This window comes from Streptomyces sp. NPDC003042 (assembly GCF_053591315.1).
The window spans coordinates 54983-68687 of the sequence record NZ_JBSFTP010000016.1 but is presented as its reverse complement, the minus strand read 5'-3'; the positions used below and the strand labels follow the sequence as shown (position 1 = coordinate 68687).

Annotated in this window: 14 protein-coding genes; 8 read left to right on the top strand and 6 right to left on the bottom strand. The window is 70.6% G+C overall.

The window, feature by feature from the left end; all coding sequences use genetic code 11:
* The first annotated feature begins 67 nt into the window (after positions 1-67).
* From ACWDYJ_RS11975 to ACWDYJ_RS11965, 3 genes are all read left to right on the top strand, one after another.
* Positions 68-754 (top strand): bifunctional DNA primase/polymerase, encoded by a 687-nt coding sequence (locus tag ACWDYJ_RS11975; protein WP_451565382.1) that lies wholly within the window; start codon positions 68-70, stop codon positions 752-754.
* A 156-nt stretch (positions 755-910) separates the two neighbouring features.
* On the top strand, positions 911-1756 hold the full coding sequence (locus ACWDYJ_RS11970) for an ABC transporter ATP-binding protein (protein WP_451565417.1): 846 nt from the start codon (positions 911-913) through the stop codon (positions 1754-1756).
* Positions 1753-3405: a transporter gene (locus ACWDYJ_RS11965; protein WP_451565381.1), complete on the top strand. Its 1653-nt coding sequence runs from the start codon at positions 1753-1755 to the stop codon at positions 3403-3405. Before ACWDYJ_RS11970 ends, ACWDYJ_RS11965 begins: the two co-directional genes overlap by 4 nt.
* A 62-nt stretch (positions 3406-3467) precedes the next feature.
* Here the strand turns inward: ACWDYJ_RS11965 and ACWDYJ_RS11960 are convergent, their stop codons facing one another.
* The 4 genes from ACWDYJ_RS11960 to ACWDYJ_RS11945 all read right to left on the bottom strand — a co-directional run bounded on the left by ACWDYJ_RS11960 (position 3468) and on the right by ACWDYJ_RS11945 (position 7379).
* A complete protein-coding gene (locus ACWDYJ_RS11960; protein ID WP_451565380.1) occupies positions 3468-4727 on the bottom strand; it encodes a transglycosylase family protein in 1260 nt (419 codons plus the stop codon).
* A gap of 128 nt (positions 4728-4855) precedes the next feature.
* Complete coding sequence (locus ACWDYJ_RS11955; RefSeq protein ID WP_451565379.1) at positions 4856-6484, bottom strand: CHAP domain-containing protein; 1629 nt, start codon at positions 6482-6484, stop codon at positions 4856-4858.
* Between the two features lie 225 nt (positions 6485-6709).
* The gene (locus tag ACWDYJ_RS11950; protein WP_451565378.1) at positions 6710-6874 is read right to left on the bottom strand and encodes a hypothetical protein; all 165 of its coding nucleotides are present in this window, start codon (positions 6872-6874) and stop codon (positions 6710-6712) included.
* Between the two features lie 145 nt (positions 6875-7019).
* A complete protein-coding gene (locus ACWDYJ_RS11945) occupies positions 7020-7379 on the bottom strand; it encodes a hypothetical protein (RefSeq protein ID WP_451565377.1) in 360 nt (119 codons plus the stop codon).
* A 156-nt stretch (positions 7380-7535) separates the two neighbouring features.
* On the opposite strand from ACWDYJ_RS11945, the gene ACWDYJ_RS11940 reads away from it, so the two are divergent.
* Together ACWDYJ_RS11940 and ACWDYJ_RS11935 are read left to right on the top strand one after the other, a co-directional pair.
* Positions 7536-8531, top strand: coding sequence for a helix-turn-helix transcriptional regulator (locus tag ACWDYJ_RS11940; RefSeq protein WP_451565376.1), 996 nt, complete (start codon positions 7536-7538; stop codon positions 8529-8531).
* A gap of 178 nt (positions 8532-8709) precedes the next feature.
* On the top strand, positions 8710-9255 hold the full coding sequence (locus tag ACWDYJ_RS11935; RefSeq protein WP_451565375.1) for an EF-hand domain-containing protein: 546 nt from the start codon (positions 8710-8712) through the stop codon (positions 9253-9255).
* A gap of 73 nt (positions 9256-9328) precedes the next feature.
* Here the strand turns inward: ACWDYJ_RS11935 and ACWDYJ_RS11930 are convergent, their stop codons facing one another.
* Together ACWDYJ_RS11930 and ACWDYJ_RS11925 are read right to left on the bottom strand one after the other, a co-directional pair.
* A complete protein-coding gene (locus ACWDYJ_RS11930; RefSeq protein ID WP_451565374.1) occupies positions 9329-10864 on the bottom strand; it encodes a pyridoxal phosphate-dependent decarboxylase family protein in 1536 nt (511 codons plus the stop codon).
* On the bottom strand, positions 10861-11496 hold the full coding sequence (locus tag ACWDYJ_RS11925) for a DUF6875 domain-containing protein (protein ID WP_451565416.1): 636 nt from the start codon (positions 11494-11496) through the stop codon (positions 10861-10863). The genes ACWDYJ_RS11930 and ACWDYJ_RS11925 overlap by 4 nt, the downstream gene beginning before the upstream one ends.
* 392 nt (positions 11497-11888) lie before the next feature.
* Here ACWDYJ_RS11925 and ACWDYJ_RS11920 point away from each other — a divergent pair, with 392 nt between their 5' ends.
* From ACWDYJ_RS11920 to ACWDYJ_RS11910, 3 genes are all read left to right on the top strand, one after another.
* Positions 11889-12434: a hypothetical protein gene (locus ACWDYJ_RS11920; RefSeq protein WP_451565373.1), complete on the top strand. Its 546-nt coding sequence runs from the start codon at positions 11889-11891 to the stop codon at positions 12432-12434.
* Between the two features lie 601 nt (positions 12435-13035).
* The gene (locus ACWDYJ_RS11915; RefSeq protein WP_451565372.1) at positions 13036-13389 is read left to right on the top strand and encodes a hypothetical protein; all 354 of its coding nucleotides are present in this window, start codon (positions 13036-13038) and stop codon (positions 13387-13389) included.
* Positions 13390-13419: 30 nt separating this feature from the next.
* A complete protein-coding gene (locus ACWDYJ_RS11910; protein ID WP_451565371.1) occupies positions 13420-13704 on the top strand; it encodes a hypothetical protein in 285 nt (94 codons plus the stop codon).
* The last annotated feature ends 1 nt before the right edge of the window (position 13705 follow it).

The window sequence follows — 13705 nt, the reverse complement described above, 5'->3', positions numbered from 1 at the left end:
TGCAGGATCGATGCTCCGCCCACCGGCGGGTTTACCCCCGTAACCCCGAGTGACCCCGGGAGTTGTGATGGGCGTGGAAGAGACCATCGGAGTCACGGAGACCGCGCCCATCCCCCAACAGCGAGGCGACCAGCTGCTGGACCATGCCGTGCGGTACGTGGAAGAACGGCACTGGGACGTCTTCGCCGGTACCTGGCTGGAGCCCGGTGACGGCCGGGAGCTGTGCTCCTGCGGCGCGGCGGACTGCCCGGCACCCGGCGCGCACCCGGCGGTGAAGGACTGGGCGGCGCACGCGTCGGGCAGCGCCGTCGGGGTCCGTCGGATCTGGGCCAAGCACCCCGGCGCCTCCATCCTGCTGCCGACGGGCCGGACGTTCGACGCGCTGGACGTCCCGGACTCCGCCGGATTCCTGGCACTGGCGCGCCTGGAGCGCATGCAGCGCACCCTCGGGCCGGTCACTCTGACCCCCGACCACCGGATGCTGTTCTTCGTACTGCCCGGCGCCGGGGCGAAGGTGACGGACCTGGTGCGCAAGCTCGGCTGGCTGCCGCACGCCATCGACCTGGCCGCGCGGGGCGAGGGCGAGTACGTGGCCGCGCCGCCCACCCGCTTCGGCGGCAAGGGCCCGGTGCAGTGGGCGCGCAAGCCCACGCCGGCGAACCGGTGGCTGCCGGACACGGAGGAGCTGATCGACGCGCTCGCGTACGCCTGCGGCAGCGAGGCCGCGGCGGCCCGCAACCGCCGCCAGGGGTGACATACCCAGGTGAGATACCAGGTGTGACATACCAGGGTGACGTACCAGGGTGACGCTCAGAGCTGGAAGTTCATGACATAAGTAACTGCTGCCGTCTCTTTCCCTCCTCCTATGGTGAAGACGTACGACCACGGGGAACAGACGAGAGGCAGGCGCATGCCGGACCAGGGTTATGCGGCAGACGTGACAGGCGGGACGGGCGGGACGGGCGGGACGGGTGGCGCACGGCCGGCGCCGTCCGCCGCCGTGCGCGTAGAGGGACTGTGGAAGCGCTTCGGCGAGCAGGTGGCCGTCGCGGGGATCGATCTGGAGCTGCCCGCGGGCCAGTTCATCGGTCTCGTCGGCCCGAACGGCGCCGGCAAGACGACCACGCTGTCGATGGTGACCGGGCTGCTGCGCCCCGACATGGGGCGCGTGGTGGTCGCCGGGCACGACGTCTGGGCCGACCCGGTCGCGGTGAAGCGTCGCATCGGCGTCCTGCCGGAGGGCCTGCGGCTCTTCGAGCGACTCTCGGGGCGTGAACTGCTCGGCTACATGGGCCGGTTGCGGGGACTGCCGGGCGAGGAGACCGACAAGCGGGCGACGCAGCTGCTGGACGTCCTGGACCTCGCCGGCTCGCAGCACAAGCTCGTGGTCGACTACTCGACGGGCATGCGCAAGAAGATCGGCCTCGCCGCCGCGCTGCTGCACAACCCCGAAGTCCTCTTCCTGGACGAGCCGTTCGAGGGCGTCGACCCGGTGTCGGCGCAGACGATCCGCGGGGTGCTGGAACGTTACACCGCGTCCGGCGCCACCGTCGTCTTCTCCTCCCACGTGATGGAGCTCGTCGAATCGCTCTGCGACTGGGTGGCAGTCATGGCCGCCGGGCGGATCCGCGCCGCCGGTCCGCTGGCCGACGTACGGGGCGACGCGCCCTCGCTGCAGAGCGCCTTCCTGGAACTCGTCGGCGCCCAGGACCGCGCCGCCGGCGACTCCCTCGACTGGCTCGGCGGCGCCCGATGAACAGCGCCGCCACCGCGGCTGCCGTCCCGACCGCGACGGCCGCCGCCTCCGCCTCCGCCTCCGTTTCGCTGACCCCGCTGTTCGTCCGGCTCAAGCTCTCGCTGCTGCGCAACGGCCTGAAGGGCTCCTCGAAGCGCAAGGCCGTCTGGCTCATCAGCCTGGCCTTCGCCCTCGTCGTCGGCTTCTTCGTCACGCTGGGCCTGTCCATGCTGCACGGCCACGCCCGCGCCGGAACCGTCGTCGTCCTGCTGGCCGCGATCCTGGCGCTCGGCTGGACGTTCATGCCGCTGTTCTTCCCCGCCGGTGACGAGACCCTCGACCCGAGCCGGCTGGTCATGCTGCCGCTGCACCCGCGGCCGCTCGTACGGGCCCTGCTCGCCTCCTCGCTCGTCGGCATCGGGCCGATGTTCACGCTCTGCCTGGCCGTCGGCTCGGTGGTGGCCGTGGCGCGCGGAGCGGCGGGCGTGGTGGCAGCCGTACTGGCCGCCCCGCTGCTGCTGATCGGCTGCGTGGTCCTCGCCCGCGCCGTGGCCACCGCGAACGTACGACTCCTCTCCAGCCGCAAGGGCCGCGACCTCGCCCTGCTCAGCGGCCTGCTGATCGCGGTGGGCGCCCAGGTGGCCAACTTCGCCAGCCAGCGCCTGTTCGAGACGGGCGGCCTCGCCCAGCTGGAGCCTGTCGAGGCCGTCGTACGGTGGCTGCCGCCCGCGACCGCCGTCGGCATGGTCGACTCGGCGAGCCGCGGCGCGTACGGGGAGGCCGCCGCCCAGCTGGCCCTCACCCTCGGCGCCCTGGCCGGCCTCCTGTGGTTCTGGGAGCGGAGCCTGACCAAGCTGATGGTCACCCCGGACGGCTCCACCATCGCCGCCGCCAAGCCCCAGAAGGACCCCGGCGCGGGCGGCGGCCTCTGGTCCCTGCTGCCCGGCGGCCGCACCGGCGCGTCCATGCAGCGCACCCTGCGCTACGTCGTCCGCGACCCGAAGACGAAGTCCGCGTGGGTGACCGCGCTGGCGATCGGCCTGATCGTCCCCGTCTTCAACGCCCTCCAGGGCACCGGCTCCATCTACCTCGCCTGCTTCGGCGCGGGCATGCTCGGCGTCCAGATGTACAACCAGTTCGGACAGGACACCTCGGCGTTCTGGATGGTCGCCCAGACCATCGCGACACCGCGCGACGCCTACGTCGAACTCCGCGCCCGGGCCGCCACGCTGGCCCTGGTCACCGTCCCGTACACGGTCCTCGTCACGGTGGTCACGGCCGGCCTGACCGGCGACTGGGCGACCTTCCCGGCGGGACTCGGCCTGGCCCTGGCCCTGCTCGGCTCGATGCTCTGCACGGGAGCACTGGCCTCGGCGCACTTCCCGTACTCCATCCCGACGGAGGGCGCCTTCAAGAACGTCGCCCCCGGCCAGGGCGGCCTCGCCTGGATGGGCATCGGCGCCGGCCTGCTCAGCTCGGCGTTGATCTGCGCCCCGCTGATCGCCCTGACGATCTACCTCCACGCGGCGGACCACCAGACCCTGACCTGGATCCTGCTCCCCCTGGGCATCGCCTGGGGCACCCTGGCCACCTGGTCGGGCCTCCGCCTGGCCGCCCCGGCGGTATCGCGCAAGCTGCCGGAGATCCTGCTGGCGGTGAGCAAGGGCTGACAACGCCGGACGGGCCGGCCTGCGCTCCCGGTGGGGAGCGCAGGCCGGCCCTCTGCGTGGTGTCAGGCGACGTTCGCCAGCGAGGCGGTGAACGCGGCCGGGACGCTGACCACGTCGTTGAAGCTGCGCTTGCCGACCCCGAACTCGTCGGCGTTCATCGCCCGCTTCTTGCCGCCGAGGACCTCCCACACGGTGTTGCTGCCCGGGGAGAGCAGCATCGTGCCGTCAGCGGGAGCCGCCTTCGCCGCGGCCGCCTTCAGCCACTCGCCCGGGGCGCCCTCCAGCGGGCGCTTGTCGTAGCCCAGGCCGGTGAAGTCGGCGTAGGTCAGAGCGACCGCCTTGCCGCCCGCCATCACATAGACGGTGGGGTTCCCACCCGAGACGTCCTTGACGACCGTGCCGTTCGCCACCTGCTTGGCCACGGAGGAGGCGAGCCACTCACCCGGGACGCCCATCAGGGACCGCTGGTCGTAGCCGTTGGCCGTCCACTCGGCGGCCGAGATGTGCAGCGCCGAACCGTTCACCATCACGTAACGGTTGTTGTCGGTGCCGGTCTGGTTCATCACCACACGGCCGTTCGTCACCGTGCGCTGTGCGGCACCCTGCAGCCAGGCGGTCGGAACGCCCATGTCCGGGCGGGTGTTGTAGCCGGCGGCCGTCCAGTCGGCGCCGCCGATCCGCAGCGCAGCGCCGTCGACCACCACGTACCGGTTGTTGCCGCCGGCCTGGTCGTGCACCACCGTGCCGGCGGGCGGGCTGGTGGGCAGGCCGTTGAACGCCGAGTCGTCCACCAGCACGATCTTGCTCAGGTCGTAGCCGTCCGGCGTGACGTCGGAGCCCGCCACCGGGACACCGGCACCGGAGATCATCACCTTCACGGCCGGGCCGTTCGGCGACTTCACCAGAGTTCCGGACGGCAGCGAAGCCGGGCTCGGGTAGGACGGGGCGGCCGGGTACGGGTCGGCGTGGTCGGTGCCGAGGCCCGCCGCGGCACCGCAGGAGGGCCAGGCACCCGGGCCCTGGCCGGCCAGGATCTTCTCGCCGGTCAGGATCTGCTGCTGCTTGGTCGCGAGGTCGGCGCGGCTGGCGTACTGCGTTCCGCCGAAGGCGCGCCAGGTCGACATCGATATCTGGAGGCCGCCGTAGTAGCCGTTGCCCGTGTTGATGCTCCAGTTTCCGCTGGCCTCGCACTGGGCGACCTTGTCCCAGGTCGAGACGGAGGCGGCCGAGGCGCTGGTGGCGGTGAGGAGCGGGGCGGCGAGGGCGAGGAGGGCGGTGGCGGTGACGGCGAGTGCGGACTTGTTGCGGGCGGCGGAGCGCATGGTGGTTTCCTCGGCGGGTCTGGAGGGCGGCGGCGGGGCGGAGCAGGCCCGAGCCGCCCGGCCGGTGGGGCCGGGCGGCTCGGGTGGGCGGTGCTCAGGTGGTGCTCAGGTCGTGCTCAGGCGATGGCTCAGGCGACGTTCGGCAGCGACGCGGTGAACGCGACCGGGACGCTGACCACGTCGTTGAAGCTGCGCTTGCCGACCCCGAACTCGTCGGCGGTCATCGCCCGCTTCTTGCCGCCGAGGACCTCCCACACGGTGTTGCTGCCCGGGGAGAGCAGCATCGTGCCGTTGGCGGGGGCCGCCTTCGCCGCGGCCGACTTGAGCCACTCGCCCGGGGTCCCCTCCAGCGGGCGCTTGTCGTAGCCCAGGCCGGTGAAGTCGGCGTAGGTCAGAGCGACCGCCTTGCCGCCCGCCATCACATAGACGGTGGCGTCCGCACCGGAGGCGTCCTTGACGACCGTGCCGTTCGGCACCTGCTTGGCGACCGCGGCGGCCAGCCACTCACCCGGAATGCCCATCAGAGAACGCTCGTTGTAGCCGTTGGCCGTCCACTCGGCGGCCGAGATGTGCAGGGCCGAACCGTTCACCATGACGTAACGGTTGTTGTCGGTACCCGACTGGTTCATCATCACGGTGCCGTTGGACGGGGACTTGGCGGCGGCCGCCTTCAGCCACTCGCCGGGGACGCCCATCAGGGTCTGCTGGTTGAAGCCGTTGGCGGTCCACTCGGTGCCCGAGATGTGCAGGGCGGCGCCGTCCACGATGGCGTAGCGGGCCGGGTCCTTGCCGGTCTGGTCCATCACGACCACACCGGTCGTCACCGTGCGCTGCTTGGCGTTCTGCAGCCATGCGGTCGGAACGCCCATGTCCGGGCGGGTGTTGTAGCCGGCGGCCGTCCAGTCCGCGGCGCCGATCTTCAGCGCGGCGCCGTCGATCACGACGTACCGGTCATTTCCACCGGCCTGGTCGTGGACGACCGTGCCGGCGGGCGGGGCGCTCGACAGGGCCCGGAAGGCGGTGTCGTCCACGAGCACGATCTTGCTCAGGTCGTAGCCGCCCGGCGTGACGTCGGAGCCCGCCACCGGGACACCGGCACCGGAGATCATCACCTTCACGGCCGGGCCGTTCGGCGACTTCACCAGGGTTCCGGACGGCAGCGAGGTGGGGTTCGGGTAGGTGGGGGTCGTCGTACCGGCCGGCGAGATGTAGCCGCTGATCCGCTGGCCCCAGGGGGAGGAGCCCACGCTCCAGTTGGTGGTGCTGTTGGTGCTGACGTAGCCCGGGTAGCCGCCCTGGTTGCCGCCGGTGATGGTGACGGTGCTGCCGGAGATCGCGGTGACGATGGCCACGTGGTCGTCGGAGTAGCCCCCGCCGTAGTTGTAGACCACGGCGTCGCCGACGTGCGGAGTGTTGGACAGAGTGCCGTACTTCACTCCGTAGTCGTAGAAGCTGAGCGCCATGTCGTTCAGGGTGGACAGGCCCGTGACCCCGTTGCGGGCCCAGACCCAGCCGGCGAAGTCGGCGCACCAGGCATGCGTTCTCTGGCCGTTGCTGCAGCTGCTGTTCTGGTTGGCACCGCCTACGTAACCGCCGTGGGCGCAGGCTCCGTTGCCGTTCTCGGCGCGGGCCGTGACGGCGATGTTGTCGCCGAGCGAGGCGGCACTGGCGGGCATGACGAGGACCGTGGTGAGCGCGGTCACGGCCAGGGCCGAGGCGGAGGTGAGGCGGATGGCGGTGGTCTTGAGGCGGGACATGGTGAAGCTCCTGTGGGCGTGTCGGAAGGAAGTCTGAGAGGCGCTGCGGGATGCCGCAGACAGGCCTGGTACTGGCCGGAAGAGGTCGAGCGGGCCGTGGCGAGGGGACGGCTGCCCTGCAGGAGCAGCTGTCGGGCCGGCGGACGGGACGCTCGGGAAGTTCGGGGGCCGACGGATCGGCGGGCGGTGCGGGCGGCGGGGCCGGCTTGCGGCAGCCGGGGCCGGCTACTCCCAGGCGGTGGTGTTCTTGCCGGCCGGGGCGGTCTCCCACGCGGTGGTGGCGGTGATGCGGGTGTCGTCGGCAGAGGCGGGGCCCACGAGGGCCGGGGTGAAGGCGGCGAAGGCGAGGGAGGTGACCGCGGCGGCCTTGGCGAGGCGAGTGCGAAGCATGGGAGTGGTCCTTTTCGAGAGCTGGAACGAGCGGGTGATCCGGACTCGCATCCCGCGGTGACGCTTCGTCCGGTGTGCCTGCCGGGTGTTTCTCCCTGCTGGCGATCACTAGCTTCGTCGCAGCTCAAGTGGGGTGGAAGGGCTTTCAGGTGGACGGAAGCGGACCTGACCCAATCCGTCCAGCGTGACCGGAAGGGGCCCGCAGAAGCTGCTCGTAGTAGGGCGCGACGAGGGGCGCGCCGAGCCGGGCGAGCGTCCAGCCCCGTAGTGCCTGCACCTCGTCGAGCGCACGCCGGCAGAGCGCCTCCGTACGGAGCTCCGCCTCGTTCAGGCTGTCCGCGACCAGGAAGAAGCCGACCACCGGGTCCGGCAGGGCGTCCGGATGCGCGGAAATGTGCTCTACCGGGTCCTGGGCATCCGCGAGCGAGCGGATGATGTCAGCGGTGTGCGGCGGCAGTTGGCCGCCGGCCGACGGGGCCCGGAAACCGGCGTGGATGAGATACATGCATCCAACTCTTCCGAACACTCGACGCGGAACCCATGCGAGCAACCTGGACACTTCGGGCCCTGGCCGAAAGCGTCCACGGACTGGTCCGGTCGAACACTGCGTGCGATGATCTGGTCACCTTGATCAACAAGGCTCACACCGGGGGGAACCGCTGTGCTAGCCACGCTTGGCCTCGACTCGACCTCAGAGGCCGTGTACCGCGCCATGCTCGCGTGCCCGCGCGACGGCGTGAGCGCCATCGCCGCGCGCCTCGGGGTGCCCGAAACGGACGTCCGGCAAAGTCTCGACACGCTCAGTGAATTGGCTTTGATCCGACCCTCCTACGAGCGGGACGGCGAGCTGCGCGCGGTCTCGCCCGAGGTCGGCATGGAAATCCTCATGGCCCGCCAGCAGGCTGAGCTGGCGGCACAGCAGCTGCGGATCGAGGCGTCGCGCGCTGCCGCGGCGCAGCTCATCGCCGAGTTCGCCGACCTGAGCCCGGCCGCTTCCGGCCCGGGCGTCGAGCAGCTGGTGGGCCTGGACGAGATCCGGACCCGGATCACCGGCCTGGCGCACGGGCTCCAGACCGAGCTGATGACCTTCGCCCCGGGCGGCGGCCACCAGCCGCAGACGCTGGAGGCCTCGAAGCCGAACGACCTGGCGCTGCTGGGCCGCGGCGTGCGGATGCGGTCCCTGTTCCAGGACAGCGTGCGCAACAGCCAGAGCACCGTGACCTACGCGACGTGGCTGAGCGAGCTCGGCGGCGAGGTGCGGACCGCCCCCGACCTGCCGACCCGCCTGATGATCTTCGATCGGACCACCGCGGTCATCCCGGTCAGCAGCGACGACAGCGCGGCGGGGGCCGTGATCCTGACCGGTCATGGCACCCTGACGGCGCTGTGCGCGCTCTTCGAGAACGTCTGGTCGGGCGCGCAGCCCTTGGGCGCTCCGGAGGCACGGGACGAGGCCGCGCTCACCGCGCAGGAGAGCACGGTGATCCGGCTGCTGGCCCAGGGGCTGACGGACGAGGCGATCGCCAAGCGGCTGGCGGTCTCCCCGCGCACGGCCCGCCGCCTGGCCAACGGCCTGATGGAACGCCTGGACGCCTGCAGCCGCTTCGAGTTCGGCGTCCGCGCGGTCCAGCACGGCTGGCTCCCGGGCACGCAGTAGCCGTAGGGGCCGGGCGGACCCCCGAAGCGACCGGCCTTGCGAAACGCTCGGCTCGGTCAAGGGCGCGTTCCTCGTTTCACCTGATGGCCCGGCCTGTCCTGCCGGCTTTCGCGGCGGCGTGCGGAAAGGATGTCCGCGGACGTCTGACCGTGAGTGACGAGCGACGGGAGCAACTGAGGTGGACAAGGCTTTCTACCAGCGCAAGATGGACACGCGCTTCGAAACTTTCGACTACGACCGCGATGGTGTGATCACCAAGGCCGACTTCGAGCAAATGGCCTCGAAGGTCCTGACGGGCTTGGGTCACACCCGGGAATCCGCCCATGGCCGGGCGGTCCTTGGCGGTGCCGAGCGCTTCTGGAACAACCTGGCCGACGCGGCGGACGCCGACCGGGACGGTCAGATCACGCCTGCTGAGTTCAAGGCGGCGACCACGCAGTCGATGCTCGGAACCCCCGAGGGCTTCGGGCAAACTGCTCGGCCCTGGGTCGAAGCCGTCGCGAAGGCCGCAGACGTCGACGGTGACTCCAGGATCAGCAACGACGAGTACCGGCGGATGCTGCGCGCGCTGGGCGTCCGGGAGGAGGCGATGAAGGAGATCGTGCCCTACCTGACCGACGCCGACGGTTCGATCTCGGTCGACGCGGTGATCGCGTCGGGGCAGGACTTCTACACGAGCGACAAGCCGGACCACCCGGCGACCTGGTCCTTCGGCAAGTTCTAGCGGCTGAGGAGCAAACCCGCACGGGCGGCGCCAGACCGGTTGCAAGAGGCCGGCACGCCGCCCGTAGCGCCCGTCACCCCGATTCGGCCGCAGAGCTCAGCCCGCCTCCGTACGGGAGGCGGTCGGCTTCCGCGCGGATCCGTGTCCACGCACGGGTGATGTGGCCGAGGGTGGTGGCGGTACCGCCCGCCGCCATGCGCAACGTGTAGTGACCGTTGACGTCGGTGCTGCTGAGCAGGATGTCGCCGCCGGCGTTGAGGCGTTCCAGGAGCCGGGCGTTGGTCGGGTCGTCAGCGCGCAGGCGGAAGCAGACCAGGCCGAACGGGCCGGGCGCCACGATCTCGAAGCGGTCGTCGCTGCGGACCATCGCGGCGAACGCCTGAGCCAGTTCGATCCCGTGGCGCACATGGGCACGCAGGCCGTCGGCTCCGTACCAGCGCAAGGTGAACCACAGTCTGAGGGCGCGAAAGGGACGTCCGAGCGGGATCTGCCAGTCCCGGTAGTCGGGTGCGTCCCGCGCGTCGCCGGTCACCTCACGCAGGTAGCTCTGGGTGGTGGACATGGCCTGGGTGACGGCCGCCGGGTCGGCGAACCACATGGGGCTGCACTCGAATCCGGTGAGCAGCCATTTGTGGGCGTTCACGCTGTAGCTGTCGGCGTGTTCCAGGCCGTCGTTGATCCACCGCAGCTCAGGACAGATCGCCGCGACGCCCGCGTAGGCGCCGTCGACGTGGAGCCACAGGTCGTGGTCGCGGCAGACGGCGGCGATGGCCGGCAGGGGATCGATCGCCGTGGTGGAGGTGGTGCCGATCGTGGCGATCACCGCGACCGGCGTCAGCCCCGCGGCCAGGTCGGCTTCGACCGCTTCGCGCAGCAGGTCCGCCCGCAGGGACTGGGTGTCCGAAGCAACGGGGACGCGGCGCAGTTGCAGATCTCCCAGACCGGCCAGACGTACGGCCTTGTGCACGCAGCAGTTGGCCTCGGTGGAGGTGTAGACGGTGTAGCCCGAGCCGCTTCCGTGGTCTCGCCACCCGTCCCCGGCGCGGCGCCACAGGGCCGCGGCCAGCGCGACAAGGACCGCGGAGGAGGCGGTGTCCTGGATGACGCCACCGCGCACGAAGCGGTCCGGGAGCGCCATGAGGCCGGCGAGCCAGTCCATGACGCGGTGCTCCAGTTCGGTGGCGGCCGGGTTGGTGGCCCAGGTCATCCCCTGTGCGTTCAGCCCAGCGGTGAGCATCTGCGCGAGCACCGCCGGACCCGACGTGGTCATGGGGAAGAACCCGAGGAAGTCCGGGTGCTGCCAGTGCGCCATGCCGGGAACGATCAGCGTGTCGAGGTCCTCAAGGAGCGCGGCGAAGTCCTCTCCCTTCTCCGGGGCCCGGACAGGCAGGCGGGCGGCGATCTCACCCGGGGAGACCGGTGGAGTGACGGGGCGGCCGGGCAGGTCCTCCCAGTACTCGGCGATCCAGTCGACCACGGCATGGCCCCAGCGGCGGAACTCCTCGATCGGCATGTGGCCGGGGCCGATCTCCACACCGTCGCGCACGGGCGGGGGGAGTTCGGGGATGGCGTCGCCGGCGAGGCCGGGGCGCGTCGCGGGGACGGTCACGGTCGCCCACCTGCCGCGCCGGTCGGCGCCTGATGCGGGAAGCGGGCCTGGTAGGCAGCCCGGTGCTCCGGGGCCTGGGCGAGGAAGAGGTGGTCGGGGCGGACCATGCGGCGCAGCGCCAGGAGCGGCACCGGGCTGCGCAACGGGCGGAAGGCGGGGTTCCGCACTCCGGGGGTCGGCGGTGGACCGTCATGGAATTCACCGATCATCAGGCCCCGCCACGCCAAGGACGTCTTCAACGCCCGCTGGGTGCCCTCGATGAGCGGCACGTGCCGGCTCGGTGGCAGGGCGGGGAAGGCCACCAGTAAGGCGCGCTCGGCGTCGGCGTCTTCACCGAACCGGTCGAACCAGAGCGCGTAGCGGCCCATGATGGCGGTCATGTCCCCCACTTCGTCCACCAGGTGCGGCCACACCACGCCGTACAGCGTCCGTCGTCGCACGGCCCGCACGGTAAAGGGACACACTGCTCCGCCACGACCCAGCTCCGGATGGGGACGACAGAGATAGGACCGTACCCACTGCTCCACCACCTGCCAGGCATCGTCCCGGCCCGCGTCTCCTGACGCCTCACACAGCAGCCGCGGAGGACACCACTGCTCAGCCCGTACCGCGGCAGTGACAAGCCTCTTCATGCCTGGCCAACGACGACCGCGCCCACCGGGCACGAACAGCATCAGCGGATCCCCCCGACGGCTCAACCGACTGTAGTCACTGCCGCGTTGACACGGTCCTGCCAGGGACCGCCTCTCGATCCCGCGCCGGCGGCCCAAGACGGCGAGCTCCAACGGCTCCGCCGCCAGCTGAACCCGGCCCTCCTCCTCGAACACCAGCAGGCACGGACATCAAGGGCGTCGTTCCCTTGCACCGCCTATGGGCACCGTTCACGGCCTCTCGTATAGCCCCACCAGGTGGTGTCTGGCGCCGTCTGATCGATATCAGGGAAGAGGCGGCGGCATCGAGTGCCAAGATGCGTGAACCGGGCCGGTCACGGCCGCGCACCCCACCTCAAGTACAGGAGCAGCCTGTGTCGAATGGGTTCCCCACTGGAAGATTCCGCATCGTCAATGTGGAGACCGGAGAATGCCTGTCCAAGAGGTCAGGCCAGAACATTGGGGATGAGTCGGCAACCGTCGGCAAGTACTCGTACGGTGACCCCGACCTCCTGATCGGCGCCCTGAAGGGCACGGAAGCGGAACTGTGGTCCTCCGACGGGGGCATGCTCGTCAACGCGGTCCCAGAGCCTCCCCATCGTGGCAATTTCGCCCTGAGGCTCAACCACGACGACCGCAGCCGCTGGGTCAGCCTCGTCGGGACAGGCAGCATCCACGCGACTCGGTGGGAATTCACCGATGGGCACATCAAATCGGTGAAGTACGGCCTACTTCTGGCATACCAGCCACGGATGCCGCTCCCCCTCATCGGGGACTACCCCGAGGGCAGCGGCCCCCGGACCGCCACCCTCAGCGAACTCCTCGGCGGCAGCGCAGACCAGAGCCACCCCCTCGACTCTCTGTTTGCCGCCGGTGCCCCGGCTAAGACTCATCAGGCATGGCGGCTGGACAAGGGCTGACAGGACCGGGGCTACATCGAAGGGGGCAGACGGCGGCGAGGACGGTGAAGGACACCGCGCCCGTTCGAGAACAGGGCCTTCACCCACAGGAGTGGACGTCGGCTGGCCCTTCAACCGAGACACGCAGGGAGGTGGACACGTCCTTCGCACCGCTAAAGGGGTAATCCACGATTAGCCCGGCCTCGACCCGGTAGACCGCGCTGGTTCGCCGCGTCAGCGGCAGGCGGGTGGCGGGATGGCGTCGACCTTTCGGTTGATTCATCTGATCACCTTCACGTATGAAGGCCCTATCGGTAACGTGGCGATCTTCGGGCGGCGTAGGTCCCCGGAGTCCCAGAGGTGAACGCCATGACTGTTGGCGAACTGCCCGTCGTGTGGAGCGTGCCCCCCGAGGATGCCGGGGCGGGACGGCATGCGCTGTGGTGGAGCGTGGGGCCCGATGGCGAGCTCGCGGTCATGCTGGTGGCAGCGCCGGTTCCTGCGCCGCTCCAGGTATCCCAGGGGTTGGGTCGGATGGGGCCTCCAGAACCCGTTCTTCGACGCCTAGTTGGTCGTCGTCTCCGGTCAAGGCCTGCGACGCGTTCGGGTCGACGGGATAGACATGCGGCCCAGCTACCTGGCGCTGCTCCCGGAGTCGCGGTTCCTTCTGGCAGCAGGCCGTACCTTCGAGGACGAGGCAGGGACCTGGGGGAAGAACGCCGTCGTGTACTCCCCCGAAGGCCGGCCGGAGAGCGCCCACTGCGTCGGTGACGACATCGACTATCTGATTCTCCGACCGCAGCGGCGGAATCTGGACCGCTTACGGCGACGAGGGATCTACGGAGGCCGTCCCCAGTCCATCGGCGGCTTGGCGGGCTGGAACACCGACGGTGTCGCCACGTGGGGTCCGCGCGGACGGCTTCCCGTGACACCGCTGGGCGGCAGCGCGGCAGCCACGGAGGGCGGACTGGTCTGACTGGCCTGGTACAGCCACGAGGGTTCCTTCGTGTCCCGCGTCGACCCCGCCACCGGCGAAGTGACCAGCTACCGCAGCCCGGTCAAGGACACGGACGGGATCGCCGTACGCGGTAACCGGATGGTCCTGTCCCACCGCTACCACGACCGATCGACCATCGTCCTGTCCCGGGCTGAGCTCATCGACGACAGCTGGGTACTCACCGGCCAGGAGGAGACACCCGTACCCGGCCGGGTGGTGCTGCGGTGCGGCCAGGGGCGCGACGGCGTCCTGTGGCTGCGCGCCGGTGACACCTGGGTACGCGTCGAGGCCTGAG